The sequence below is a fragment of the Pseudomonas asturiensis genome, from assembly GCF_900143095.1.
Taxonomy (GTDB): domain Bacteria; phylum Pseudomonadota; class Gammaproteobacteria; order Pseudomonadales; family Pseudomonadaceae; genus Aquipseudomonas; species Aquipseudomonas asturiensis.
The window spans coordinates 1-26,631 of the sequence record NZ_FRDA01000030.1 but is presented as its reverse complement, the minus strand read 5'-3'; the positions used below and the strand labels follow the sequence as shown (position 1 = coordinate 26,631).

18 protein-coding genes are annotated in these 26,631 nt (G+C 60.9%); 12 read left to right on the top strand and 6 right to left on the bottom strand.

Annotated features, from left to right (window positions below):
* Positions 1-317: transposase (locus BUB69_RS27800; protein ID WP_141121917.1), on the top strand; the 317-nt coding region annotated here is incomplete at its 5' end.
* Positions 318-401: 84 nt separating this feature from the next.
* On the opposite strand, the gene hemF is transcribed toward BUB69_RS27800, so the two are convergent.
* Positions 402-1,316, bottom strand: coding sequence for an oxygen-dependent coproporphyrinogen oxidase (hemF, locus tag BUB69_RS27795; RefSeq protein WP_073173401.1), 915 nt, complete (start codon positions 1,314-1,316; stop codon positions 402-404).
* A gap of 170 nt (positions 1,317-1,486) precedes the next feature.
* Here hemF and BUB69_RS27790 point away from each other — a divergent pair, with 170 nt between their 5' ends.
* Entirely contained in the window at positions 1,487-2,464 is a 978-nt protein-coding gene (locus BUB69_RS27790) for an NADPH:quinone reductase (protein WP_073173398.1), read from the top strand.
* 24 nt (positions 2,465-2,488) lie between these two features.
* Here the strand turns inward: BUB69_RS27790 and tsaC are convergent, their stop codons facing one another.
* From tsaC to BUB69_RS27775, 3 genes are all read right to left on the bottom strand, one after another.
* The gene (gene tsaC / locus BUB69_RS27785) at positions 2,489-3,046 is read right to left on the bottom strand and encodes an L-threonylcarbamoyladenylate synthase type 1 TsaC (RefSeq protein ID WP_004882479.1); all 558 of its coding nucleotides are present in this window, start codon (positions 3,044-3,046) and stop codon (positions 2,489-2,491) included.
* A 37-nt stretch (positions 3,047-3,083) separates the two neighbouring features.
* Positions 3,084-4,196, bottom strand: a complete 1,113-nt coding sequence (gene dprA, locus BUB69_RS27780; RefSeq protein WP_073173394.1) for a DNA-processing protein DprA — start codon at positions 4,194-4,196, stop codon at positions 3,084-3,086.
* A gap of 123 nt (positions 4,197-4,319) precedes the next feature.
* Entirely contained in the window at positions 4,320-5,345 is a 1,026-nt protein-coding gene (locus tag BUB69_RS27775) for a LysM peptidoglycan-binding domain-containing protein (protein ID WP_073173391.1), read from the bottom strand.
* A 124-nt stretch (positions 5,346-5,469) separates the two neighbouring features.
* Here BUB69_RS27775 and def point away from each other — a divergent pair, with 124 nt between their 5' ends.
* The 4 genes from def to trkA all read left to right on the top strand — a co-directional run bounded on the left by def (position 5,470) and on the right by trkA (position 9,709).
* Positions 5,470-5,976: a peptide deformylase gene (gene def, locus BUB69_RS27770; RefSeq protein ID WP_024685173.1), complete on the top strand. Its 507-nt coding sequence runs from the start codon at positions 5,470-5,472 to the stop codon at positions 5,974-5,976.
* Positions 5,977-6,037: 61 nt separating this feature from the next.
* Positions 6,038-6,982, top strand: coding sequence for a methionyl-tRNA formyltransferase (gene fmt / locus BUB69_RS27765; protein ID WP_073173389.1), 945 nt, complete (start codon positions 6,038-6,040; stop codon positions 6,980-6,982).
* Positions 6,979-8,289, top strand: a complete 1,311-nt coding sequence (gene rsmB, locus BUB69_RS27760; RefSeq protein WP_073173386.1) for a 16S rRNA (cytosine(967)-C(5))-methyltransferase RsmB — start codon at positions 6,979-6,981, stop codon at positions 8,287-8,289. The genes fmt and rsmB overlap by 4 nt, the downstream gene beginning before the upstream one ends.
* Positions 8,290-8,335: 46 nt before the next feature.
* Complete coding sequence (trkA, locus tag BUB69_RS27755; RefSeq protein ID WP_073173383.1) at positions 8,336-9,709, top strand: Trk system potassium transporter TrkA; 1,374 nt, start codon at positions 8,336-8,338, stop codon at positions 9,707-9,709.
* Between the two features lie 355 nt (positions 9,710-10,064).
* Here the strand turns inward: trkA and BUB69_RS27750 are convergent, their stop codons facing one another.
* Entirely contained in the window at positions 10,065-10,952 is an 888-nt protein-coding gene (locus BUB69_RS27750; protein ID WP_073173381.1) for a lysophospholipid acyltransferase, read from the bottom strand.
* A 37-nt stretch (positions 10,953-10,989) separates the two neighbouring features.
* Positions 10,990-11,541, bottom strand: coding sequence for a DNA-3-methyladenine glycosylase I (locus BUB69_RS27745; protein ID WP_024686668.1), 552 nt, complete (start codon positions 11,539-11,541; stop codon positions 10,990-10,992).
* Between the two features lie 79 nt (positions 11,542-11,620).
* On the opposite strand from BUB69_RS27745, the gene glyQ reads away from it, so the two are divergent.
* From glyQ to BUB69_RS27715, 6 genes are all read left to right on the top strand, one after another.
* A complete protein-coding gene (gene glyQ / locus BUB69_RS27740) occupies positions 11,621-12,568 on the top strand; it encodes a glycine--tRNA ligase subunit alpha (RefSeq protein ID WP_002551326.1) in 948 nt (315 codons plus the stop codon).
* Positions 12,565-14,619 carry a glycine--tRNA ligase subunit beta gene (gene glyS, locus BUB69_RS27735; RefSeq protein WP_073173378.1) on the top strand — a complete coding sequence of 685 codons (2,055 nt, stop codon included), beginning with the start codon at positions 12,565-12,567 and terminating at the stop codon, positions 14,617-14,619. The genes glyQ and glyS overlap by 4 nt, the downstream gene beginning before the upstream one ends.
* Before the next feature lie 10 nt (positions 14,620-14,629).
* A complete protein-coding gene (gene gmhB / locus BUB69_RS27730; RefSeq protein WP_163032080.1) occupies positions 14,630-15,187 on the top strand; it encodes a D-glycero-beta-D-manno-heptose 1,7-bisphosphate 7-phosphatase in 558 nt (185 codons plus the stop codon).
* A 54-nt stretch (positions 15,188-15,241) separates the two neighbouring features.
* The gene (locus BUB69_RS27725; RefSeq protein WP_073173375.1) at positions 15,242-16,012 is read left to right on the top strand and encodes a lysophospholipid acyltransferase family protein; all 771 of its coding nucleotides are present in this window, start codon (positions 15,242-15,244) and stop codon (positions 16,010-16,012) included.
* Positions 16,013-16,418: 406 nt separating this feature from the next.
* Positions 16,419-18,095 carry a ShlB/FhaC/HecB family hemolysin secretion/activation protein gene (locus BUB69_RS27720; protein ID WP_245825340.1) on the top strand — a complete coding sequence of 559 codons (1,677 nt, stop codon included), beginning with the start codon at positions 16,419-16,421 and terminating at the stop codon, positions 18,093-18,095.
* A 38-nt stretch (positions 18,096-18,133) separates the two neighbouring features.
* The coding region (locus BUB69_RS27715) for a hemagglutinin repeat-containing protein (RefSeq protein ID WP_141121922.1) at positions 18,134-26,631 on the top strand (8,498 nt) is incomplete at its 3' end.

Sequence of the window (26,631 nt, the reverse complement as noted above, 5' to 3'; positions counted from 1 at the left end):
ACCGAGGCGACTTTAAAAGCAGCGATTCTTTCATCGCTTTTTTGGGCATGGATCTGAGGGTGAGTGACTCGGGCCAAAAAAATGGTCGTAGATCCTTAACCAAGCGAGGGTGCTCGGAAGTTCGTCGATTACTGCATAACGCAGCCATGTCGGCCTGTCGATCAAGTACCTGGAAAGGGTTCTACAACGAACACCTGAGCAGCGGAAAAGCGACTACCCAGGTGCTTGTCATGCTCAGCCGTAAGCTCGCTCGGATCGCGTTCTCCCTGCTGAAAAATCAGAGCGAGTACCAACCGAAAGGGCTGATTATGGCTTGATGACAACCATAGAATCTCCCACGACTCCCGGTGTTTGCCTGGAGACGTGGTGAGGCCTCCCACGGCCTTGACTGCACAGTGCAATCATTCCTCAGCCAACCAGTCCCGATCCGTCAGGAAGTACTCGGTCAGCCGCGCCTCCTCGCTGCCCGGCGCGGCTTTCCAGTCGTAGCCCCAACGCACTTGCGGCGGCAGCGACATCAGGATCGATTCGGTGCGGCCACCCGATTGCAGACCGAACAACGTGCCACGGTCATACACCAGGTTGAACTCCACATAACGCCCGCGACGGAATTCCTGAAATTCGCGCTGCTGCACGGTGTAGGCGTTGGCCTTGCGGCGACGCACGATCGGCAGGTAGGCGTTGATGAACGCATCACCAATCGCCCGGATGAAGGCAAAGCTGGTGTCGAAATCCCACTGGTTCACATCATCGAAGAACAGGCCGCCAATCCCGCGCGGCTCATCACGGTGCTTGAGGTGGAAGTAGCTGTCGCACCAGGCCTTGTAACGCGGGTAGACGTCGTCGCCAAAGGGCGCACAGGCACGCTCGGCAACCCGGTGCCAGTGCACGCAGTCTTCTTCCACGCCGTAATAAGGCGTCAGGTCAAAACCACCGCCGAACCACCAGACCGCCTCTTCGCCTTCTTTCTCGGCAATGAAGAACCGCACGTTGGCGTGGGACGTCGGCACGTGAGGGTTATGGGGATGGATCACCAGCGACACACCCAACGCCTCAAAGCCACGCCCGGCCAGCTCGGGACGATGTGCGCTCGCCGAAGGAGGCAGGTTACTGCCGAACACATGGGAGAAATTCACGCCGCCTTTCTCGATGACTGCGCCGTTCTCGATCACCCGCGTACGGCCACCGCCGCCCGCCGGGCGTGTCCAGGCATCTTCAACGAAGTGAGCGTTGCCATCTTCCTGTTCAAGCGCAGTACAAATGCGATCCTGCAGATCGAGCAGGTAAGCCTTCACGGCCTCGGTACGGGTACTCATGGCGATCCCTTACGGCTGACATCAAACGGCTGAGCCCCCGGAACACGGGCGACGCAGGCAAATTGGCGCGTAGCATACCATCGCAGCACAGGCGTGGCAGTTGACGAGGGTCGGGGGAAAGCGTTCGATAGGGGCTTTCGCAATCGATTTAACCATCATGGAGAGAGCACATGGCAAAGCGTATCCAGTTCAGCACTGTCGGAGGACCCGAGGTACTTGAATACGTCGATTTCGAGCCCGAAGCGCTCGGTCCGCAAGAGGTGCTGGTGCGCAACAAGGCCATCGGTCTGAATTTCATCGACACCTATTACCGCAGCGGCCTGTACCCGGCACCTGCGCTGCCGTCCGGCCTGGGTACCGAGGGCGCAGGCGTGGTCGAGGCAGTGGGCGATGAAGTGACGCGTCTGGCCGTGGGTGATCGCGTGGCCTACGCCACCGGCCCGCTGGGCAGTTACAGCGATGTTCACGCGCTGCCGGAAGCTCATCTGGTGAAGCTGCCCGACTCGATCAGCTTCGAACAGGCCGCAGCCGTGATACTCAAAGGCCTGACCGTTCAGTACCTGCTGCGCCAGACCTACCAGGTCAAACCGGACGACATCATTCTGTTCCATGCCGCGGCGGGCGGCGTTGGATCGCTGGCCTGCCAATGGGCCAAGGCGCTGGGTGCAAAACTGATCGGCACGGTCAGCACACCGGATAAAGCGGCACACGCCAAGGCACTCGGCGCCTGGGAAACCATCGATTACAGCCATGAAGACGTTGCCAAACGGGTGCTGGAGCTGACCGACGGGAAGAAATGCCCGGTGGTCTACGACGGCGTCGGCAAAGACACCTGGCTGACCTCGCTCGATTGCGTGGCACCACGTGGCCTGATGGTGAGTTTCGGCAATGCTTCGGGCCCGGTGTCCGGAGTGAACCTGGGCATCCTGTCGCAAAAGGGCTCGCTGTACGTCACTCGCCCGACGCTGTTCAGCTACGCCAACACTGCGCAGAACCTGCAGACCATGGCCACCGACCTGTTCGATATGCTCGCCAGCGGCAAACTGAAGGTCGGCGAGATCAAGCAGTACGCGCTGGCCGATGCGGCCCAGGCGCACATCGAGCTGTCCGCACGCCGCACCACGGGATCGACGATTCTGATCCCGTGACGCGTGCTGTCGTTCGCGTCCGGGTCAGCCGGCGCGAACGACCTGCGCGGTTGCGATATCGCGAATCACGCTGGGGTTTCGGCGACCACCCAGGCTGCCGCCAAGCACCAGATCGATCTGGCCTCGGAAGTACTGCTCCACGCGCAGCCGCGATTTGGCGGCAGGCCGACCTGCAGGGTTGGCAGACGTCGAGATCAACGGCCCGACCAGCGCGCACAACTCACGTACGGTCGGGTGATCCGTGACACGCAGCGCGACAGTCTCGTGGATGCCGGTGATCCACTCCGGCAACAGGTTCTGATGCGGCACCAGCCAGGTGTTGGGGCCGGGCCAGGTGCTGGCCATGCGGTCCAGCCACAGCTCCGGGAAGTCCTCGAACAGAAAGTCGAACTGGCGAATGTTGTCGGCAATCAGAATCAGCCCTTTCTCCACAGGCCGCGACTTGATCGCCAGCAGCCGGTAGACCGCCTCTTCATCCCATGGATCGCACCCCAGCCCCCAAACTGCTTCGGTTGGATAGGCAATCACCGCTCCAGCCCGAATATCACGAGCGGCTTGTTGCACACGCCAACTGCTGACCATTGTCATCTCTCCACGAAATCCTGGCGGCAGTTTAACCTCAGGGCGCTCTGGCGAACCATCGTCCCGCCTCACTGCTTATCCGTCCGTCGAGCTCAAGCTCGGTCAGCGCTGCCAGTACCCTGGGCAGCGGCCAGCCACTGGACACCGACAAGCCCTCGCTGGTGTGCGGCGCGGCGTGCAGCAAATCGAGCAACGGATGATTGCAGGCAGGAGCCGAGGCAGCGTCAGACGCTTCTGGCGCGGTGACATGCCAGTGCTGCAAGCCCTCCAGAATGTGGTCGACGGTTTCGACCAGCGTCGCGCCGTCGCGAATCAACTGGTGACAGCCTTTGGCGCCTGGGTGATGAATGGAACCCGGTATCGCGTAAACCTCGCGGCCATGTTCAGCCGCAAGGCGTGCGGTGATCAACGAGCCGCTGGCGACACTGGCTTCGACGACCAGCACACCCAGCGACAACCCGCTGATGATTCGATTGCGTCTCGGGAAGTTGCCAGGCTGTGGTCCGGCATCGAGCGGGAACTCGGAAATCACCGCGCCGCCCTGCGCGGCCATCTGCGCCGCGAGTGTCCGATGCTGCTGTGGATAAAGTTTTTCGAGTCCCGTGCCAAGGACGCCGATTGTAAGACCCCCGACATCCAATGCGCCCTGATGCGCCGCGCCATCGATACCCCGCGCCAGACCGCTGGTGATCACAAAACCGGCACTGGCCAGGCTTCTGGCGAAGGCCGTTGCGGTGTCCATTCCGGGCCTGGACGCACGCCTGCTGCCGACCATTCCCAGTTGCGGTCGCTCAAGGATCGAAGGGTCACCAGCGATGAACAACAGCGGCGGCGGGTCGGCAATCTGCGCCAGCAAGGCGGGGTAGCCAGGGTCGTCCCACATCAGCAAATGCTGGCCCGGACGCTCTAGCCAGGCCAATGCAGCGCTGGCACCGTCACGCACCGAAGGGTCACGACGAGCGTCGGCACTCGCGCCCGGAAGGCCCAGCGCCCGCCATGCGCTGGCGGGCGCTGCCAGTGCTGCCGAGGCGCTGCCAAAGGCATCGATAAGACGGGAAAAGCGTTTCAGCCCGACCTCGGGCAAGCGATGCAGACGAAGACGGGCTTCCAGTTCCGAGGGCGACGGAACGGCTTTTTCGAACAGCGGCATGAGATCGTCCTTGATCAATGGTGTACCTGACACAGTGCACAAACCTGTGGATAACTCTGTTGACAACAATTTGATAAGTCAGCGCTTCGGCGGGAAAATCCGTATCAAAACCGAAGCATGCCGTCAGGGGTTGCGGACCTTGTCCATAATGGCCAAAGATCGGTTGGCGTGCAGGACCAAGGCGTAACTAAGCTTGTCGTAGGTGCGGAAAACCATCAGCAGCCCTGACCGTTCGTCCGGGATCTTCACCTGCTCACCCGTGACCCGGTCGCGGACCATTTCGCCGGTTTTGTAGATCGCCAGCACGTTGCCTTCGGTCAGACCGTCGCGCCGTCCCTTGTTGAGCGTGACCACATCCATGACACCCACCTGAGTCACGCCGCGTGGCACATCCAGAATCAAACCTTCGACAGGCGCTTGCGGAGCACTGGGCATGAAGGACGAATTGATCGCCCGCTCTTCGCTGGTGAACAGACGGTCGCCCAGCCGGACTTCCTGCGTGGAGCGCTGCAGCATCAAGGTCGAGACATCGCCTTCGGTCGCCACGACTTCGCCACCGCCGATATCGTCGGCGTTGATGCCCAGCACTTCCTGGGTTTCGGGATCGGTGTAAATCTTGCCCTGACGGAAAATGCCATACACGGTGTGGGACGGGTCCAGCGCGCCGCGCGCATACACCCGGTCGCCTCTGCCGCTGAGCACACGCTCGGCGTTGCCTGCGACGATGTAAGGGGCCTGCTGAAACTGCTCGGCGTCGTCGATGATCCGGTTGCTGATCAAAAAGGCATTGATCGCCCCCAGCGGAATGCTGGGAATGGCCTCGACCATCGGCGTACTGCGCACACGCGGTGACAATTTGATCGTTCCGCGCGACTCGCCCCGATTGAGCGTCACGCGGGGCTGACCGTCCACGTAGTCGAGCGAAAGCGTATCGCCCGGATAGATCAGATCGGGATCGCGGACCTGCGGATTGGCGCGCCAGATCTCGCGCCACTGCCACGGTTCACGCAAAAACTTGCCGGAAATGTCCCAGAGCGTGTCACCTGCGACAACGGTGTAACGCTGCGGATGGCCTTCCCTGAGTTGCACTTGCGCCTGGGCAAGACCGCTGGCGGTCAACAGCAGCAGGGCGAGTAGTGATTTCCTCATGCGGTGAATCCCTTTATCATGTTGCCTCGCGTGAACAATAGAGTCCCATCATGGGCTGCCCGCTTTGACGTCCCGAGCCCGCAGCCGACATTGACTTTACCTTAACAGTGCAGCTCTTACGTATATGGCTATTTTAAACATCCTCGAATTTCCCGATTCGCGCCTGCGCACCATCGCCAAACCTGTGGCGATAGTAGACGACGGCATTCGCCAGTTGGTCGACGACATGTTTGAAACCATGTACGAAGCGCCTGGCATCGGGCTGGCAGCGACCCAGGTCAACGTCCACAAGCGTGTGGTCGTCATGGACCTGAGCGAAGATCGCAGCGAGCCGCGCGTGTTCATCAACCCTGAAATCGAAATGCTGACCGATGAAATGGATCAGTATCAGGAAGGCTGCCTGTCGGTGCCCGGTTTCTATGAGAACGTTGACCGTCCGCAGAAGGTGCGCATCAAGGCCCTGGGCCGCGACGGCCAGCCTTACGAGCTGGTTGCCGAAGGCCTGCTGGCGATCTGTATTCAGCACGAGTGCGATCACCTGAACGGCAAGCTGTTCGTCGACTACCTCTCCAACCTCAAGCGTGACCGGATCAAGAAGAAGCTGGAAAAGCAGCACAAGCTCAACGCCTGATCCGTCATCACCTCTAAAAGGCCTGTCGAAGGCCTTTTTCTTTTTTCAGAACGAGAAGTCCATGACTGAGCCACTGCGCATCGTCTTCGCCGGCACCCCGGAATTCGCCGCCGAACACCTCAAGGCCCTGCTCGACAGCCCTCATCGGATCGTTGCGGTCTACACCCAGCCTGATCGCCCGGCCGGTCGCGGACAAAAACTCATGCCCAGCCCGGTGAAACAACTGGCGCTTGAACACCAGGTGCCCGTCATGCAGCCACCGACGCTGCGCGCGCCCGAGGCGCAGGCAGAACTGGCCGCCCTCAAGCCGGACTTGATGGTGGTGGTCGCCTACGGCCTGATCCTGCCGCAAGTAGTGCTGGATATTCCACGTCTGGGCTGCATCAACAGCCACGCCTCGCTGCTGCCACGCTGGCGCGGTGCCGCGCCCATCCAGCGCGCCGTGCAGGCGGGCGATGCCGAAAGTGGCGTGACCGTGATGCGCATGGAGGCCGGTCTCGACACAGGTCCTATGCTGCTCAAGGCCGTGACGCCTATTACCGCGCAGGACACCGGCGGCACGCTGCATGACCGTCTTGCCGAACTCGGCCCGCCTGCGGTGCTGCAAGCCATCACCGGCCTGGCCGACGGCACGCTGATCGGCGAGGTTCAGGACGACAGTCTTGCCAACTACGCTCACAAATTGAACAAGGACGAAGCGCGCATCGACTGGACACGTCCGGCCGACGAGCTGGAACGTCTGGTGCGTGCGTTCAATCCGTGGCCGATCTGTCACAGCACGTTGAATACGGAAGCACTGAAAGTCCTGGCGGCCGAACTGGCCGAAGGGCAGGGCGTACCGGGTACGATTCTGAGCGCCAGCAAGGACGGTCTGACTGTCGCCTGCGGCCAGAACGCCCTGCGCCTGACGCGCCTGCAACTGCCGGGCGGCAAACCATTGAGCTTCACTGATCTGTTCAACAGCCGCCGCGAGAAATTCGCCGTCGGCACGGTGCTCGGCCAATGAACCCGCGTCTGGCCGCCGCCAAGGCCCTGGCTGCTGTCCTCAGTGGCAAGGCATCGCTCAACAGCTCGCTGCCCACGCAACTGGACAAGGTCGAGCTGCGTGATCGCGGCCTGACTCAGGACCTGGCGTTCGGCACCGCACGCTGGCAGCCACGCCTGTCGGCCCTCGCCGCCAGACTGCTGCAAAAGCCCTTCAAGGCCGCCGACGCTGACGTCGAAGCCTTGCTGCTGGTCGGTCTGTATCAACTGTTCTACAGCCGCATGCCTGCTCACGCTGCGATTGGCGAAACCGTGGGTTGCGCCGACAAGCTGAAAAAGCCATGGGCCAAGGGTTTGCTCAACGCCGTACTGCGCAACGCACAACGCGAAGGCGAGGCGCTGCTGACCGAGCTGGAACACGACCCGGTGGTGCGCACAGCTCACCCACGCTGGTTGCAGAAAGCCCTGAAAGCCGCATGGCCTGAACACTGGGAAGCCATCTGCGCCGCCAACAACGCGCATCCGCCGATGATCCTGCGGGTCAATCGCCGCCACCACAGCCGTGATCAATACCTTGGGCTGCTGCAGACTGCCGGTCTTGAAGCCAGCGCCTGCACGTTCAGCCAGGACGGCATCGTACTCGCCGAACCCTGCGACGTGCGCTCGCTGCCCGGCTTTGCCGAAGGCTGGATCAGCGTTCAGGACGAGGCCGCACAACTGGCCGCCGACCTGCTGGAACTCGCACCCGGTCAACGCGTGCTGGACGCCTGCTGCGCGCCGGGCGGCAAGACCTGCCATCTGCTGGAAGTGCAGCCGCAACTGAGCGGGGTGGTCGCCGTGGACCTTGAGGCCAAGCGCCTGGTGCGCGTTCGCGAGAACCTCGACCGCCTGGGCCTGGACGCCGAGCTGATCGCCGCCGATGCGCGGGAAACCGCTCAATGGTGGGACGGCAAGCCGTTCCAGCGCATTCTGCTCGACGCGCCCTGCTCGGCAACGGGCGTGATCCGTCGCCATCCGGACATCAAGCTGACCCGTCAGGCAGACGACATCGTCGCCCTCGCGACGCTGCAAGGCGAACTGCTCGATGCGCTGTGGCCTACGCTTGAAGTGGGCGGCATGCTGGTTTACGCAACGTGCTCGACACTGCCCACGGAAAACACCGAGGTAATCGAAGCGTTTCTGGCCCGCACATCGGGCGCGCGCGAGCTGGACATTGCAAGCGACGCTGGCATCAAACAGACGCATGGCCGGCAGTTGCTGGCTCAGCAGGGCGGTCACGATGGCTTTTACTACGCCAAACTGATCAAGATCGCAGCGGCGCGGGCGTGAACAGGTCGCTGGCAGCATTGCCTACGAACTTCCATGGAGTGAACGGTTGAAAATCATCATCCTGGGTGCAGGTCAGGTCGGCGGCACGCTGGCCGAGCATTTGGCGGGCGAAGCCAACGACATCACTGTGGTCGACACCGACGGTGACCGGTTGCGCAACCTGGGCGACCGTCTGGATATCCGGACCGTGCAGGGCAAGGGCTCCTATCCCGCCGTGCTGCGCCAGGCCGGGGCCGAAGACGCCGACATGCTGGTTGCCGTAACCAGCAGCGATGAAGCCAACATGATTGCCTGTCAGGTGGCGTACACGCTGTTTCACACGCCCACCAAGATCGCGCGAGTGCGTGAAGCGGCCTACCTGACGCGCTCGGAGTTGTTCGACAACAGCGCGATTCCCGTGGACGTGCTGATCAGCCCGGAACAAGTGGTCACCCATTACATCAAGCGCCTGATCGAATATCCCGGTGCGCTGCAAGTGATCGACTTCGCCGAAGGCAAGGCCCAGCTTGTGGCCGTCAAGGCGTATTACGGCGGGCCGCTGGTGGGTCAGCAACTGCGCCAGCTCAAAGCACACATGCCCAATGTCGAAACCCGCGTCGCTGCGATTTTCCGCCGTGACCGTCCGATCCTCCCGCAGGGCGACACGGTGATCGAAGCCGACGATGAAGTCTTCTTCGTCGCCGCCAAGGCTGACATTCGTGCGGTGATGGGCGAAATGCGCCGTCTGGACGAAAGCTACAAACGCATCGTGATCGCCGGCGGCGGCAACATTGGCGAGCGCCTGGCTGAAGCCATCGAGAGCCGCTATCAGGTCAAGATCATCGAGATGAACCCGGCACGCTGCCGTTACCTCTCGGAGAATCTGAACAACACCGTCGTGCTGCAAGGCAGCTCTTCGGACCGTGACCTGTTGATCGAAGAAAACATCGACAACGCCGACCTGTTCCTGGCGCTGACCAACGATGACGAAGCCAACATCATGTCGTCGCTGCTCGCCAAACGGCTGGGCGCACGCAAGGTCATGACCCTGATCAACAACCCGGCCTATGTCGATCTGGTGCAGGGCGGGGAAATCGACGTCGCCGTCAGCCCGCAACTGGCGACCATCGGCACACTGCTGGCCCACGTGCGGCGCGGCGACATCGTCAGCGTCCACTCCCTGCGCCGGGGCGCAGCCGAAGCCATCGAGATCGTGGCGCACGGCGACTCGAAATCCAGCAAGGTCATCGGCCGCGCCATTAAAGATATCAACCTGCCGACCGGCACCACGATTGGCGCGATCATCCGCAACGAAGAAGTCCTCATCGCCCACGACATCACCGTGATCGAATCCGGCGATCAGGTGATCATGTTCCTTGTGGATAAAAAGTACATTCGCGACGTGGAGCGGCTGTTTCAAGTGGGGTTGAGCTTTTTCTGATCACCCAGTGGGAGTGAGCTTGCTCACGAAGAGGCCGGCACATCCGCTGAAACAGTAGCGCCCGAACCACAGCTTTCGCGAGCAAGCTCGCTCCCACGAAGTGCGCACCCATGCTCCGCGCACACTCCCAGTGGGAGCGGACTTGTCCGCGAATAGATCGGTAAATTCCTCCCCGTGGGACCGGGCGGCGCTCCGCTTGTCCGCGAATGGGCGGTGTATTCAGCCGAAGTGGTGCATCTGGAAGGCAGTCTTCGTGGACAAGTCCACTCCCACAGGCTGAACGCCGGTTTCAGCCGGTGGAAGCAAGCCTGCTCGCCCGTGGGAGCGGACCGGGCGGCGAGGTTGAAGCGACAGATCAATACCAGCGCTTCTCACCCTCGGGACGTTTCTTGAAGCGTTTCATGGTCCACATGTACTGGCTCGGGTATGCGCGCACGTACTTCTCGACCACTTTGCTCATCGCCGCGGCCGAGGTTTCGGTGTCGGTGCTGTACATCGCTTCAGGCGCGGCCTCCAGAACAACCTTGTAACCCGAGCCGTCCGGCAGGCGCATGGCGTGGAGGAAGACGCCGACGGCTTTGCCGCCTGCCAGCATGTTGGGCACGAATTTGCTGGTCAGGGCCATGGTGCCGCAGAAGGGTACGAAGATGCCGGCGGACTCTGCCGGTTCCGGGTCTGCCGGAATGCCGACCGAGCCACCCTTGCGGACTTCCTTGATGACGCTGAGGATGCCTTCTTTAGTCGACGCCGCCACGCGGTTGCCCAGTTGAACCCGCTGCTTGCGCAACAAATCATCCACGGCCTTCAACTTCGGCGGACGGTAGAAGATGATCGGTTTGCACTGGCTGCAATAGAAGTGGTTGAGCACTTCCCAGTTGCCCAGGTGGCTGGTGATGCCGACCACGCCCTTGCCGGACGCCAGCGCATCCTTGAGCACGTCGAGCCCTTCGACTTCGCGCACCAGATTGATCGATTTCTGCGCAGGCCAGATCCACGCGCAAGCGCTCTCGGTCAGGGTCTTGCCGATGTCCATGAGGCTTCTGCCCACCAGCTTTTCAAGCTCAGGCCCGCTAAGTTCGGGGAAGCATTTGGACAGGTTGATCCGCGCTACTTCGCGCGAACGGTTGGGAAGTTTCCACATCAGCCAGCCGATGGCGGTGCCGACCCACTGCACGGCGCGCCAGGGCAGGAGTGCAAACAAGCGTAACGCCCCGACCATCATGGCGCCTTTGAACTTTTCCACAGATCACTCCCGGATTCTTGAGGCAGGCATTGTACCTTCAGCGGCTCAGGATCGCGTACCGATCGCAATCGACGGTGTGGTCCATCACCATGCCGCTGGCCTGCATGTAGGCGTAACAAATAGTCGGACCGACAAAGGTGAACCCGGCCTTTTTCAACGCCTTGCTCATCGCTTCGGCTTCGGCGGTAATGGCGGGCACTTCGCTGCGGTCCTTGAAGTGGTTGATCTTCGGTTGATCGCCAACAAAGGACCAGAGCAGGCCGACCGGGTCTTTGAGCGCCAGCCAGGCCTTGGCATTGGTGCGCACGGCCTTGAGCTTGAGGCGGTTGCGGATGATGGTCGGATCGAGCATCAACGCGTCGATTTCAGCATCGGTCAGTTGCGCCAGACGCTCGGCATCGAAACCGAACAGCACCTCGCGATAACGGGCCCTACGCTTGAGAATCGTGATCCAGGAAAGGCCGGCCTGGAACCCTTCGAGCAAAAGCAACTCGAAGAGCTTCTGCGCGTCGCGCAGCGGCACACCCCACTCCTGATCGTGATAGGCGATGTAAAGGGGGTCTTCGTTGCACCAAAAGCAGCGTGTCATAGGGCTCCCAAGGGTGGACGTGCAGCCGAATCGGGTATACTCCCGCTCTTTGAATCGCAGCCCAGCACAGGTGAAATTTGTGAGCCAGCCTACGCCAGCCGTGCGTACCTTCCAAGACTTGATCCTCGCCCTCCAGCAATACTGGGCAGAACAAGGTTGCGTGGTACTTCAGCCCTACGATATGGAAGTAGGCGCCGGCACCTTCCACACCGCCACGTTTCTGCGCGCCGTAGGCCCGGAAACCTGGAATGCCGCCTACGTTCAGCCAAGCCGTCGTCCTACTGACGGCCGCTACGGCGAAAACCCGAACCGCCTGCAGCACTACTATCAGTTTCAGGTGATCCTCAAGCCGAACCCGGACAATTTTCAGGAGCTGTACCTGGGCTCGCTCAAGCACATCGGCCTCGATCCGCTGGTGCACGACGTGCGTTTCGTCGAAGACAACTGGGAGTCGCCGACGCTGGGCGCCTGGGGTCTGGGCTGGGAAATCTGGCTCAACGGCATGGAAGTCTCGCAGTTCACCTACTTCCAGCAAGTGGGCGGCCTTGAGTGCTACCCGGTGACCGGCGAGATCACCTATGGCCTGGAACGTCTGGCCATGTATCAGCAGGGCGTGGACTCGGTCTACGATCTGGTCTGGGCAGACGGTCCGTTCGGCAAAGTGACTTACGGCGATGTGTTCCACCAGAACGAGGTGGAGCAATCGACGTACAACTTCGAACACGCCAACGTCGACAAACTGTTCGAGCTGTTCGACTTCTACGAAAGCGAAGCCGCGCGCCTGATCGAACTCGAGCTGCCATTGCCGGGTTACGAAATGGTCCTCAAGGCCTCGCATACCTTCAACCTGCTGGATGCCCGTCGCGCCATTTCCGTGACCGCGCGCCAGCAGTACATCCTGCGCGTGCGCACCCTGGCTCGCTCGGTGGCTCAGGCTTATCTGCAAGCCCGGGCCAGGCTCGGCTTCCCGATGGCGCCGCCCGATCTACGCGACGAAGTGTTGGCTAAGCTGGAGGCTGCACAATGAGTGCTCAAGATTTTCTGGTCGAACTGGGCACCGAAGAACTGCCACCCAAGACCCTCAACTCCCTGGCAGACGCGTTTCTGGCGGGTATCGAGAAGGGCCTGCAGAGCGCAGGCCTGACGTACAGTGCCAAACAGGTCTACGCCGCGCCGCGTCGTCTGGCCGTGCTGATCACTGATCTGTCCACACAGCAGCCAGACCGCAGCGTCAATCTGGACGGTCCGCCGCGTCAGGCTGCGTTCGATGCTGACGGCAACCCGACTCAGGCTGCCCTGGGCTTCGCCAAGAAGTGCGGCGTGGACCTGAGCGAAATCGATCAGAGCGGTCCGAAGCTGCGTTACAGCCAGAACATCGTCGGCAAGCCGACCGTGTCGCTGCTGCCGACCATCGTCGAAGACTCGCTGAACGACCTGCCGATTGCCAAGCGCATGCGCTGGGGTGCTCGCAAGGAAGAGTTCGTACGTCCGACCCAATGGCTGGTGATGCTGTTCGGCGATCAGGTCGTCGATTGCACGATCCTGGCTCAGACGTCGGGTCGTCATTCCCGTGGTCACCGCTTCCATCACCCGGAAGATGTGCGTATCTCCTCGCCTGCCGGTTACCTGAGCGACCTGCGAGCCGCCAATGTGCTGGCCGACTTCAACGAGCGTCGTCAGATCATCAGCAAGCGCGTCGAAGAGCTGGCCACCCAACAGGAAGGCACCGCCATCGTGCCGCCAAGCCTGCTGGACGAAGTGACCGGCCTGGTCGAGTGGCCGGTTCCGCTGGTGTGCTCGTTCGAGGAACGCTTCCTTGAAGTGCCCCAGGAAGCGCTGATCACCACCATGCAGGACAACCAGAAGTACTTCTGCCTGCTGGATGCCGACGGCAAGCTGCTGCCACGCTTCATCACGGTCGCGAACATCGAGAGCAAGGACCCGGCGCAGATCATCGCCGGTAACGAGAAGGTGGTCCGTCCACGTCTGACCGATGCCGAGTTCTTCTTCAAGCAGGACAAGAAGCAGAAGCTGGAAACCTTCAACGAGCGCCTGAAGAACGTCGTATTCCAGGCCCAGTTGGGCAGCGTCTACGACAAGGCCGAGCGCGTGTCGAAGCTGGCCGCCTACATCGCGCCACGCATCGGCGGCGACGCCCAGCGTGCAGCGCGTGCGGGTCTGCTGTCCAAGTGCGACCTGTCGACCGAAATGGTTGGCGAGTTCCCGGAAATGCAGGGCGTGGCGGGTTACTACTACGCCAAGGCCGACGGCGAAGCCGAAGACGTGGCACTGGCGCTTAACGAGCAGTACATGCCACGCGGCGCAGGTGCTGAATTGCCGACCACCCTGACCGGTGCGGCCGTCGCCATTGCGGACAAGCTCGACACGCTGGTGGGCATCTTCGGTATCGGCATGTTGCCTACCGGCAGCAAAGACCCCTATGCACTGCGTCGTGCAGCGCTGGGCATCCTGCGCATCCTGATCGAGAAGAAGCTGGACCTGGACCTGATCGAAACGGTGAAATTCGCCGTCACCCAGTTCGGTGCCAAGGTCAAATCTGCCGGTCTGCCGGAACAGGTGCTGGAGTTCATCTTCGACCGTCTGCGTGCGCGTTATGAAGACGAAGGCGTCGAAGTGGCTGTGTACCTGTCGGTTCGCGCGTTGCAGCCAGGTTCGGCGCTGGATTTCGATCAGCGTGTGCAGGCCGTTCAAGCCTTCCGCAAGCTGCCACAGGCTGCTGCGCTGGCAGCGGTGAACAAGCGCGTCTCGAACCTGCTGAGCAAGGCCGAGGGCAACATTGCCCAGACCGTCGAGCCCAAGTACTTCGACAACGCCAACGAGTTCTCGCTGTATTCGGCGATCCAGCAGGCCGACCACGCTGTGCAGCCAATGGCCGCCGAGCGTCAGTACAGCGAATCGCTGGCGCGTCTGGCCAGTCTGCGTGAGCCGGTCGATGCCTTCTTCGAAGCCGTGATGGTCAACGCCGAAGACGCCAACGTGCGTGCCAACCGCTATGCGTTGCTGGCCCGTTTGCGTGGCCTGTTCCTGGGCGTTGCCGATATCTCGCTGCTGGGCTGACAAGGAGTCGATGTTGAAACTGCTGATACTGGATAGGGACGGGGTGATCAACCATGACTCCGACGCTTATATAAAGTCGGTGGAGGAGTGGATACCCATTCCCGGTTCGATCCAGGCGATCGCAGCGCTGAGCAGAGCCGGCTGGACGGTGGCAGTGGCCACCAACCAGTCCGGCATTGCCAGAGGTTATTACGATCTGGCCACCCTGGACGCCATGCACGCGCGGTTGCGCGAGCTGGTGGCCGAGGAGGGTGGCGAGGTTGGTTTGATCGTCTATTGCCCGCACGGGCCAGACGAAGGGTGCGACTGCCGAAAGCCCAGGCCCGGCATGTTGCAGACCATCGCCCGACATTACGCAACGGACCTCGAAGGTCTATGGTTTGTAGGCGACAGCAAAGGTGACCTGCAGGCGGCTTTGGCCGTCGATTGTCAGCCTGTTCTGGTAAAGACCGGCAAAGGTCAGAAGACCCTGGCGGGTGACGTGCCCAATAGCACTCTTGTTTTTGACGATCTGGCGGCGGTTGCCGCAGAACTTATCCACACTAGTGTTTCGCCGAACACCCCATAAGTTCGGCTCGAAGCGCTCAAGGAGCGGGCATCCGCCCGTACGGTAAACGTAACTATGTCGATCATGCAGGCAATCAGGACTTTCTTCTTCTACCTGTTGCTGGGCAGCAGCTCGCTGCTGTGGTGCACGCTGAGCTTTTTTATCGCGCCATTCATGCCGTTCAAGGCTCGCTATCGATTCATCAACGTCTACTGGTGCCGCTGCGCCATCTGGCTGACCCGTGTGTTCCTTGATATCAAGGTTGAAGTCACCGGTGCCGAGAACGTTCCGAAAACGCCCTGCGTGATCATCTCCAACCATCAGAGCACGTGGGAAACCTTCTTTCTGTCGGCGTACTTCGAGCCACTGAGCCAGGTGCTCAAGCGCGAGTTGCTCTATGTGCCGTTCTTCGGCTGGGCAATGGCGATGCTTCGTCCGATTGCGATTGATCGCGACAATCCCAAGGCCGCCCTCAAGGAAATCGCCAAAAAGGGCGACGAACTGCTCAAGGATGGCGTTTGGGTGCTGATCTTTCCTGAAGGCACGCGCGTACCTTACGGCCAGGTCGGCAAGTTCTCTCGTGGCGGTACGGCACTGGCCGTCAATGCGGATCTGCCGGTGCTGCCGATCGCGCATAACGCGGGCAAGTATTGGCCCAAGGAAGGCTGGGCCAAGAAGCCGGGGACCATTCAGGTGGTGATCGGCCAACCCATGTACGCCGAAGGCACAGGCCCGCGCGCCATTGCCGCCCTGAATGAACGCGTTCAGACCTGGAATGAAGAAACACAACGCGCACTCGGCTCGCCAGCCGCACCGGTATCGAGCAGCGAGAAAGTGCCAGCGTGAATTTTGTGGATAACCTGTGCACCAATTTTCATAAATAACCGAAAAATGCACGTAACCCCTTAATTCTATTGTTTATTTCCTAAAGCGATTAGCGCCCTCCATACGTGCATAAGTTTTGGTGGTATATAAATAGCGCCTGCTGCGCAGGCCGGTTATTTAGACTGAATCCACCAACGCGCACCCATCGATACGAAGAGCTTGCGTGACGCAGCTCACAAAAACACCCTGTGTGTGGGAATTTTCTGAACTGTAAGCGGTCTGTTTCACGACGCTTACACATGACGTCGCGTTTTCGATCAGATACGTCGTCTTTCAGGGTCTATCAGGCCATTCCAGGCAGGCGGTTCATTCGCCTCCAGCATTTATTAATGGATTACTTATGCTTGTCTCTAAAAGGACCTGGCAGATGCTCTGCGCTCTGCTTTTGGCTTCAGGCACCCTCGTGCCTGCCTATGCGGCAACGCCCGGCGAACAGGATCTGATCCGCGACCGTCAGGATCGCCTGCTGGAAGAACAGCGTCGACGCCTGGAAGAACTCAAGGACCTGCCCGGCAAGCAGACCACGCCAACGGCGCCAACGGCCCCCACCGACACCCGCTGCTTCAACATCGACCGAATCGAACTCAAGGGTGCCGACTCACTGTCACCCAAAGAACGCGATCAATTGATCAAGCCCTACGCGGGCAAATGCCTGGGCGTCGCCCAGCTCAACAACCTGCTCAAGGCCATCACCGACCATTACATCGACAAAGGTCTGGTGACCACACGTGCCTACCTGCCGCAGCAGGATCTGTCCAAAGGCGACCTGCAGGTTCTGGTCATCGAAGGCAAGCTGGAAAAACTGCGCAGTGACGCCAGCAGCGGCGTATCGGATCGCGAGCTGGCCATGACCTTTCCCGGCCGCGAAGGCGATCTGGTCAACCTGCGCGAGATCGAACAGATGGTCGATCAGCTCAATCGTCTGCCTTCCAATCAGGCGCAGATGGAGCTGACGCCCGGCCAGGCCGTCGGCGGCAGCGATGTGGTGGTCAAGAACACCCCGCAAAAACCCTGGCGCGCCAACCTGTCGCGCAACAACGATGGCCAGCGCAGCACCGGCGAACAGCAGTGGAATGCCGGTCTGGACTGGGACAGCCCATTGGGCCTGGCTGATCAATTGAGCCTGCGTGGCGGCCATGACGCCATCAGCGACCATCAGCAAACCTCGCGTAACGGCCTGCTGTCGTACAGCCTGCCATGGGGCTGGTGGACCTTCAGCTACCTGTACAGCGAAAGCGAATACCGCTCGAAAGGTCGGGGCGACGGCTTCAGCTTCAAGCAGACCGGCGACAGCCAGAACCACCAGTTTCGTGCCGAACGCGTGATTCATCGCGATGCGGTCAGCAAGACCTCCCTTAACACCGGTCTGGCGTACCTGCGCACCAACAACTACATCAACGACGCCAAACTGGGTCCGAGCAGCAACCACATTACCGAAGCACAGTTCGGTATCAACCATGGCCGGCGCGTGGGTTCGGCGTTCGTCAACATCGACCTGGGCATGCAACAGGGCATCGGTGCGCTGGACGCCCAGGGCGACCATGACTCAGGTCCCGGCCAGCCCGATGCGCGCTACCGCAAGTACACCGGCACCGTCAGCTACCTGCATCCTTTCCGCCTGTTTGGCGAAAGCCTGACCTTCACCAGCCTGGCCACTGGCCAACGCAGTGAAGACATCCTGTTCAGCCCGCAGCGTCTGAGCCTGGGCGGATCATCCTCGGTGCGCGGCTACAAGGACCAGTTTCTGGCTGGCGACAGCGGTGGCTACTGGCGCAACGAAATACGCTGGGCTCGACCAGTCACCGTTGACTGGCTGCGTCCGGTGTTTGCCGAATACGGTGCCGCTGCCGGCTATGACCAGGGCGTGATCCGTAACAATCGCTACAACGGCGATGAACATGGTCGCCTGTCCAGCAACTCGTTAGAGCTGTTCACCCGGGGCGAGCATGTCGCTGCGTCGGTGACCTTCGCTCACTCTCTGGAACGTCCTGACGTGGTCGAGCGCGAAGCGCCGATCTACTTCCGCATGGACTTTTTCCTCTAATAACACCGTTTTTTCGACACTGCTTTGAGGTTGCTTACATGGATGTTAACCAGATGGCTCTGCTTGCCCGTCAGCCCAGTGCAGCCCTGACCGAACGCAAGCGTTTCTGGGGAGTGCCCAAGCGCGGCCTCGCGCTGATCCTGGCCAATGCCCTGTTCTGGCAGCCGCTGCTGGTGCAGGCCGAAGGCATTGTCGTGAGCGGGACGAACACCAGCGTCGGCCAGGCAGGCAACGGTGTGCCGGTGATCAACATCGCCGCGCCCAATGGCAGCGGCCTGTCGCACAACCAGTACCAGCAGTACAACGTCGACAGCCAGGGCGTGATCCTCAACAACGCCACGCAAGCCACGCAGAGCACGCAACTGGGCGGCATCATCGTCGGCAACCCGAACCTGGGCGGCAACGCCGCCAACACCATCCTCAACGAAGTGGTCGGGGCCAACGCCAGCCAGCTCAAGGGCTACACGGAAGTGGCCGGGCAGTCTGCACGGGTCATCGTTGCCAACCCTTACGGGGTGACCTGTAACGGCTGCGGTTTCATCAACACGCCCCGTGTCACGCTGAGCACTGGTAAACCGGTCCTGGACAGCAATGGCCAACTGGAACGTTTCAACGTTCAGGGCGGCAGCATCAGCATCGATGGCGTGGGGCTCAATGCCGACAACGTCGATCAGTTCGACATCATTACCCGCAGCACCAAAATCAACGCCCGGTTGCAGGCCCGCAAACTCAACATCATTACCGGGCGCAACGACGTCAACGACCAGACCCTGGAAGCCACCGCGCTGGCCGACGACGGCAGTGCGAAGCCGGAACTGGCTATCGACAGCTCCGCGCTGGGCGGCATGTACGCGGGTGCGGTGAAGCTGGTGGGCACCGAAGCGGGTGTCGGGGTGAAACTCGCCGGAGACCTGGCGGCCAGCGGCGGCGATATTCAGATCGACGCCAACGGCAAACTGACGATGGCTCAGTCCGCCGCCAGCGGCAATATCGTTGCCAAAGCCCGCGACATCACCGTCACCGGCCCGGCGTATGCCGGCGGCCAACTGGCCCTGAGCGCCAGCGGCACCCTGGACAACAGCAAGGACCTGGTGGCGGGTCAGGACATCGTTCTGCAAGCCGACCAACTCAAGAACACCGGCATCGTCGAATCGGGCGTCAACGCCGACAACACTCGCAACAAAAACGGCACCCTGACCGTCAGGGCACGCAGCCTGATCAACCAGGGCACGCTGGCGGCCAGCAGCACGATGAGCGTCATCGTGGCCGATACGCTGGACAACCGGGCAGGCAAGATCCTCGGCGAAGGCACGCTGGACGTGAACGCCGCACGGCTCGACAACAGCAAAGGGCTGATCTCCAGCGCTGGTCGCCAGAGCGTCAACGTGAGCGGCAACCTGAACAACACCTCAGGTCAACTGGTGAGCGACGAAACACTGAGCGTATCCAGCGCGCGTCTGACCAACGGGGGTGGCACCCTCAGCTCGGCAAAAGCGCTGACGGTCACCGCCTCACAACTCGACAACGACGCAAAAAGCCGGATCACCAGCGGCGACGCACTGACGCTCAACACGACCGTGCTCAACAACCTGGGCGGACTGCTCTCCGGCTGGACGGGCGTGACGCTGAACGCAGAGACGTTCGACAACACCGCAGGCACGCTGGTCAGCAACGCCAACATCACCCTGGACCTGCTCGGCACGCTCACCAACACCAATGGCAATATCGTCAGCGGCGGCGACCTGCTGCTGCAACGTGCAGCGCAGGTGAATAACCAGAATGGACGCCTGACCAGCAAAGGCGTGATGACGCTGCTCACAGCGGGTCTGGATAACCGTGGCAAGGGCACCGTTGCCGGCAGTTCCGTCGCGATCACTTCTGGAGGCGCAGTCCAGAATGGCAACGACGGCCTGATCTACAGCCAGAGCGGCGCGCTCGATCTGACAGCCACAGCGCTGAGCAACGACGGCGGCACCGTACAAAGCTCGACCAGTGCGACCGTGAACACCGGCCGGGGTGCATTGAGCAACCTCGATGGCAGCATCACTGCGCAAAAGGGCGACCTGTCCGTCACCGGCGCCAGCCTGGACAACCGCGCAGGCGTGCTTGCGAGCCTGACCGGCCAGCTGCGTACCGACCTGACAGGCATGCTGCGCAACGGCAGCCTGAACGCCAAACGCGGAGCCATTCAAGGGCAGAGCCTGCTGCTGGTGGCTCGCGACAGCATCGATAACAGCGGCGGCGGCATTTCCGCACGCGCTGGCGATGCACAGATTCAGACGCCCCGCTTCGACAACCGCGATGGCGCGCTCTCGGCCGGAAAGCTGCTGCAGGTCCGCGGCAACAGCTTCGATAACCGCAATGGCGAGGCGACGGGCTCGAACATTGACTTTGACCTGTCCGCAGCCCTGACGAACCAGCTGGGCATCATCGAAAGCAGCAACGGCTTTACCCTCAAGGCTGCCAGCCTGGACAACACCCAGGGCAAGCTGCGCGCCCTCGGCACTGACGGCTCAAGCTCATTGACGGTGAGCGGCGCTCTGAACAACACCTCCGGCAAGGTGGAAAGCGCCAACAAGGATGTGAAGTTTGCACTGGGCAGCCTGATCAACAGCGGCGGTTCGATTCTGCACGTCGGCACCGGGGCGCTCGACCTCGGTCTGCCGTTGCTGCAAAACGCAGGCGGCAGCCTGACCACCAACGGCACCCTGAAACTGACGGGCGACACCTGGACCAACAGCACCACACTGCAGGCGTCCAGCCTTGAACTGGACATCAAGACTTTCAGGCAACTGGGCGGCGGCAAGCTGCTGGCCGGCAAAAGCTTCGTGGGCCGCGGCACCGACTGGACCAACGATGGCCTGATCGCCAGCGACGGTACGCTGGACGTGCGCCTGACCGGCGCTTACAGCGGCGCGGGCGGCATGACCAGCATCGGCAAATTCGACCTGACCGCTGCGCGCCTTGACCTGACCGACGCCAAGGCGCGGCTGTCCAGCGGCGGCGACAGCGTGATCAACATCGACGGCATCATGGCCAACCAGGGCCGCATCACCAGCAGCGCCGACCTGAAGGTAAACGCAGGCACGTTGAACAACTTCGGCACGCTGGGCGCGACCAAAGACCTCACCGTGACCGCTCCCACGCTGCTGAACCGCAATGGCCTGATGTTCAGCGGCGCCAACATGTCGCTGCTGGTCAACGACTTCACCAACCAGACCGCCGACGTCTACAGCATGGGCAACCTGCGCATCAGCCGCGACGCTGCAGGCGCTTTCGCCAACTCCATCATCAACCGCTCCGGCACGCTCACCAGCGACGGCAGCATGCTGCTCGCGGCCAATTCCATCCAGAACATTCGCGATGTGATGACGGTCAACGACGCCGGCATCTACAGCGCACGGATCGACGAGCTCTCCTGCACCACGGCAGGCACCGGCAACCTCGATTGCAGCGGCGGCAAAGAGCACCACGTCTGGAAAATCCAGCAACTGGAAAAACTCGAAGTCACGCAAGCCAGCGCTGCGTCCAGCATCACCTCGGGCGGCAATATGACGCTGCAGGGTGGCGACTTCCTCAACAGCAGCAGCACCCTGGCAAGCGGCGGTTCCCTCAGCGCCGTCTTCAACGACTTCAAAAACATCGGCGTAGTCCCCAGCCAGACGCAGACCGACCGCATCTTCGTATCCGAACGAACCCGCAACGACAACGGCTGGGAAAACGCAGCCCAAGGCTTCAATCAACAGTACACCGAAGGCAGTCCCGGCTACGACGTGAGCAAGCTGGGCGGCCTTGAAGCGGCGATGAGTAACTTCATCGCAATGACCGAACGGGAAGTCGACGCCCTGCGCACGATCAATAAGTCTGGTGTCGACACGACCACCTATGCGGCGGTTATCCAGGCAGGCGGCGCGGTCGATATCAGAGCGGGCAACAATTTCGACAACACCGTCGTGCAACGCGGGTTCACCTACGTCAGCGGCGGCGCACGCACCGACACCAGCGCACCGGGCAGCACCTACGCCACCGCCGTGCCGCTGAGCCGTGAGACCGCACCGGACCTGACGCAACAGCCAGTCAACCCGACCGCCTTGCCCGGCTTCAGCCTGCCGACCGGCCAGAACGGCCTGTTCCGCCTGAGCGGGACCCAGACCGACACCGACCTACAAGGCAGCGGTGCGCAATTGCTGGGCACCGCAAACGCCACCCAGCCGCATCGCTACCTGATCGAAACGAACCCGGCGCTGACCGACATGCGTCAGTTCCTCAGCTCCAGTTACCTGCTCGACAAGCTCGACTACAACCCCGATGCCGCCTGGAAACGCTTGGGCGACGGTTACTATGAGCAGCGCCTGATCCAGCAGTCCATCGTGGCGCGCACTGGCCAGCGCTTCATCAATGGCCTGACCAGCGATGAAGCGATGTTCAAGTACCTGATGGACAACGCCATCGCCAGCAAAGACGCGCTGAACCTCAGCGTGGGCGTTTCGTTGACCGGTGAGCAAGTCGCTGCACTGACCCACGACATCGTCTGGATGGAAGACCAGGTCGTGCGTGGCGAACACGTGTTGGTGCCCGTGCTGTATCTGGCCCAGGCCGACAACCGGCTTGCCAGCAACGGCGCGCTGATTCAAGGCAACGACGTGTCGCTGATCGCCGGTAACGACCTGACCAACGTCGGCGTACTGAGAGCGACGCGCGACCTGCGGGTCAGTTCGGGCAACAGCCTGATCAACGAAGGCCTGATCCAGACCAACGAACGCCTGAACCTGCAATCGACCAACGACCTCATCAACCGCTCAGGCGGCATCGTCACCGGCCGCGACGTCGCCCTCGTGTCCGAACGCGGCGACGTGACCAACGCCCGCACCGTCACCAGCCACCAGAGCGCCGCCGGTGCCTCCACCTGGCGCGAAGACTTCGCCAACACCGCCGCCCGCGTCGAATCCGCCAACGACCTGACCATCAGCGCCGGACGCGACGTGAACAACACAGGCGGCACCTTGCAGGCAGGCCGCAACACCACCCTGCTCGCAAACCGCGACATCAACGTCAACGCCGCCCAGACCCAGGAAGGCCGCACCAACGGCCCGAACCACACCCGTTCCAGCACCACACAACTGGCCGCGAACGTGACCGCGGGCCAGGACATCAAGGCCCAGGCAGGGCGGGATGTGGGGGTGACGGCGAGTCGGATGGAGGCTGGCGCAGACCTCGCCATCGCTGCCGCTAACAATCTGAATCTGCTGTCGGCTGCCAACGAACAGCATTACTACAGCAGCACCAAGAAGGTAAAAGCACAGGAAGATCATACCAGCCAAGTCGCAAGCAACCTGACAGCAGGCGGCAGTGCAGCCTTGAGCGCGGGACAGGATCTGACTGTAACTTCAAGCCGCGTCAGCTCAGGCAGAGAGGCCTATCTCTATGCCGGAAATGACCTGAACCTGCTGGCCAATCAAAACACCGATTACTCGTACTACTCAAAAACCAAAAAAGGATCGTGGGGCAAAAAAAGCTCAAAAATGACTGAAAGCGAGAGCGACATCGCTGTTGGCTCAGTCATCGAATCTGCCGAAAGGGTTGTTCTGTCCGCGACTCGGGACATCAAGGCCCAAGGTGCAAGCGTTACAAGCTCCGGGGCACTCGATCTGCGTGCGGGCCGCGACATATCGCTGGATGCCGCAGACAACTTCAACAGTCAGGCCAGTGCCTCTTCGAAAAAAGGGCTGTTCTCGTCCAAGAGCAACAGCAGCCGCTCAAGCCAATCAACTGTTACAGGTACAGAACTTCGCGCAACAGACATCAATCTCCTTGCCGACAACGACATTCGCCTGAACGCAGCCTCTCTTTACGCCGAACAGGACGCAAGGTTGTCAGCAGGCCGCGATATCGAAATCAAGGCAGCCCCGCAATCTCAATCGTCTGCCAGCGCCAGCTCTTCCAGCAAATTTTCTGTCAGTTGGGCTGGCGAGCCGTCACTGAAACAAAAGGCCGCGCAGAACCAGCAAAACACCACACAAATGCAGGGCAGCAACATCAGCGCCAATACGCTGGACATGAAAAGTGGTCGTGACACCACTGTTCGTGGAAGTACGCTGGTCACCGATGGCGACACTCGTATCACAGCGGGCCGTAATCTCAATGTACTCAGCGCCGAAAACAGCAGCGCGGCAGACAGTAGCTCCAGCAGCAAAAAAGCGGGCGAGATCGGTAGCTGGTGGCAGTCTTCTCTGGGCGTCGTGAAGCTCAAGCAAAGTGATAGCAGCGACACGACCACCCAAACAGGCAGCCAGATTGCATCTCTGGGTGGTGACGTCACGCTGACAGCGGGCGAACGATACAACCAGCTCGCCAGCCAGGTTGTCGCACCTAAAGGCGATATCTCCATCCAGGCCAAGCAAGTTGACGTTGTCTCAGGGTTTGATCTGCTGAGCGCAGAGAACTCCAAAAGCGCCAACAAGACAGCGATCGGCGGCAGCGTACGCGTGCCGTTGCTTGATGCCGCGAAGAATATGCAACAGGCCGTTGAATCAAGCACCAAGACAAACGACCCTCGCATGCAAGGGTTGTCAGCACTCAACGCAGCAATGAGTGCCAGAAAAGCCTACGACGCTGCTCAAGACATCATGCAAAACGGCGCAGGCATCAAGATCAGCGTCAATCTGGGCAATACCCAGAGTCAGAGCGAAAGCAGCCAGTCGGGGCGCAACGTCGTATCGAGCAGCCTCGCTGCAGGCCGGGACGTCAATGTCGTGGCCACAGGTGCCGGTGAAGAAAGCACGATCAATATCGTCGGCAGTAATATCGAGGCAGGCAACGACGTCAATCTCAAGTCCGACGGTGATATCAATCTTTCATCTGCTCAAAACACCGCTACGCAAAAAGGCAGTAACAGCAACAGCGGCTGGAGTATCGGGCTAGGTTTCACGATAGGCGGAACACAGAACGGCTTCACACTTGATCTGGCCGCGAACAAAGGGCTTGGTAAATCCGACGGCGACGACGTCACGCACACCAACACCCACATAAAGGCTGGCAACACTGCGACGCTGGAAAGCGGCCGCGACACCTCACTCAAGGGTGCCGTTGTCTCAGCCGATCAGGTAAAAGCCAATGTCGGCAGGAATCTGGATATCCAGAGCCTGCAAGACACCAGCGAGTACAAGTCCAAACAGACTGACGCAAGTGTCGGCATCAGCCTGTGTATTCCGCCGTTCTGCTACGGCATGAGCGGTAGCGCCTCGTTCAATCAGCAGAAGATGCAAAGTGAATACGCCAGTGTTTCGGAGCAGTCCGGCATCAAGGCGGGTAATGGCGGCTTCCAGATTGACGTCAAAGGCAATACCAACCTTACCGGCGGCGTGATCGCCAGTAACGATCTGGCTGTTACTGAGGGGCTTAACCGAATTTCCACGGGTACCCTGACCACTTCCGACATCAAGAACAAAGCTGAATATGACGCCAGCAGCATCGGATTGAGCGGTGGCTATGGTAATCAGGTTGGACGCGACAAGGACAACAAACTGGAGGCTGGCGCCCCGGGCGACAAAGCACCGGAGAAAGGCAAGTTCAGCGCCGGTACACCCGTCGCACTTTTTGCCAGTGACGATGCAAGCAGCAAAACCCGAAGCGGTATAAGCGGGGCTGAAGTCACCATCACCAACGATGCCGGGCAACGATCCCTGACCGGTCTGGGCGCATCAGAAACAGTTGCAGGCATCAATACCGACGTATCGAGCGAGCGCGATGGCAGCAACAAGCTCAAGCCTATCTTTGATGCTGAAGAGATCCAGACGAACTTCGACATCACCGGCAAATTCATCCAGAACGTTGGCGTCTTTCTAGAGGATCGAGTCAGGGAAGCCGATCAGAAAAACAAAGCCGCCGAGAAAGCACTCGCAGCCTCCAAAGACCCAAGCCGAAGCATCGAGGATCGTGAAACCAGTCGTGACAAGTACGTCGAACTCAAGCAAGAGGCGAGGGAAATAACCGATGACTGGGGCGCTGGCGGCACCTATCGGCAGATTGCCACCGCCATGACAGCGGGTTCGTCCGGCAATATCGCCGGCGGCTCGGCCGAGTTTGCTCAGAACGTTGTCGTCAACTACGTTCAGCAGAAAGGCTCGGCCGCCATCGGCGACATGGTCAGCAATGGACTGGAAGAAGGCAGCCCAACCCACGTCGCGCTGCACGCCATTCTCGGCTGCGCGGGTGCCTATGCCAGCAATCAGAACTGCACGGCAGGTGCCGTGGGAGGCGCGGCCTCCAGTGTCCTGACCAACCTGTTCGGCGACACCAGCGCCGATGAAACCGACTCCGAGCGTGAGGCCAAGCGCAATATCATCACCAGCCTGGTGACCGGTATCGCGGCCATGGACAGCGCATCCGGCGCGGCCACGGCGAGCAATGCGGCGACCGCCAACGTCGATAACAACTGGCTCGCCACCCAACAGGAAGTGCAGTACAAAAAAGAACTCGCCGAGGCCAAAACAATCAGCGAAGAGCTGCGCGTCGTTGCGAAGTGGGAAGGCACTTC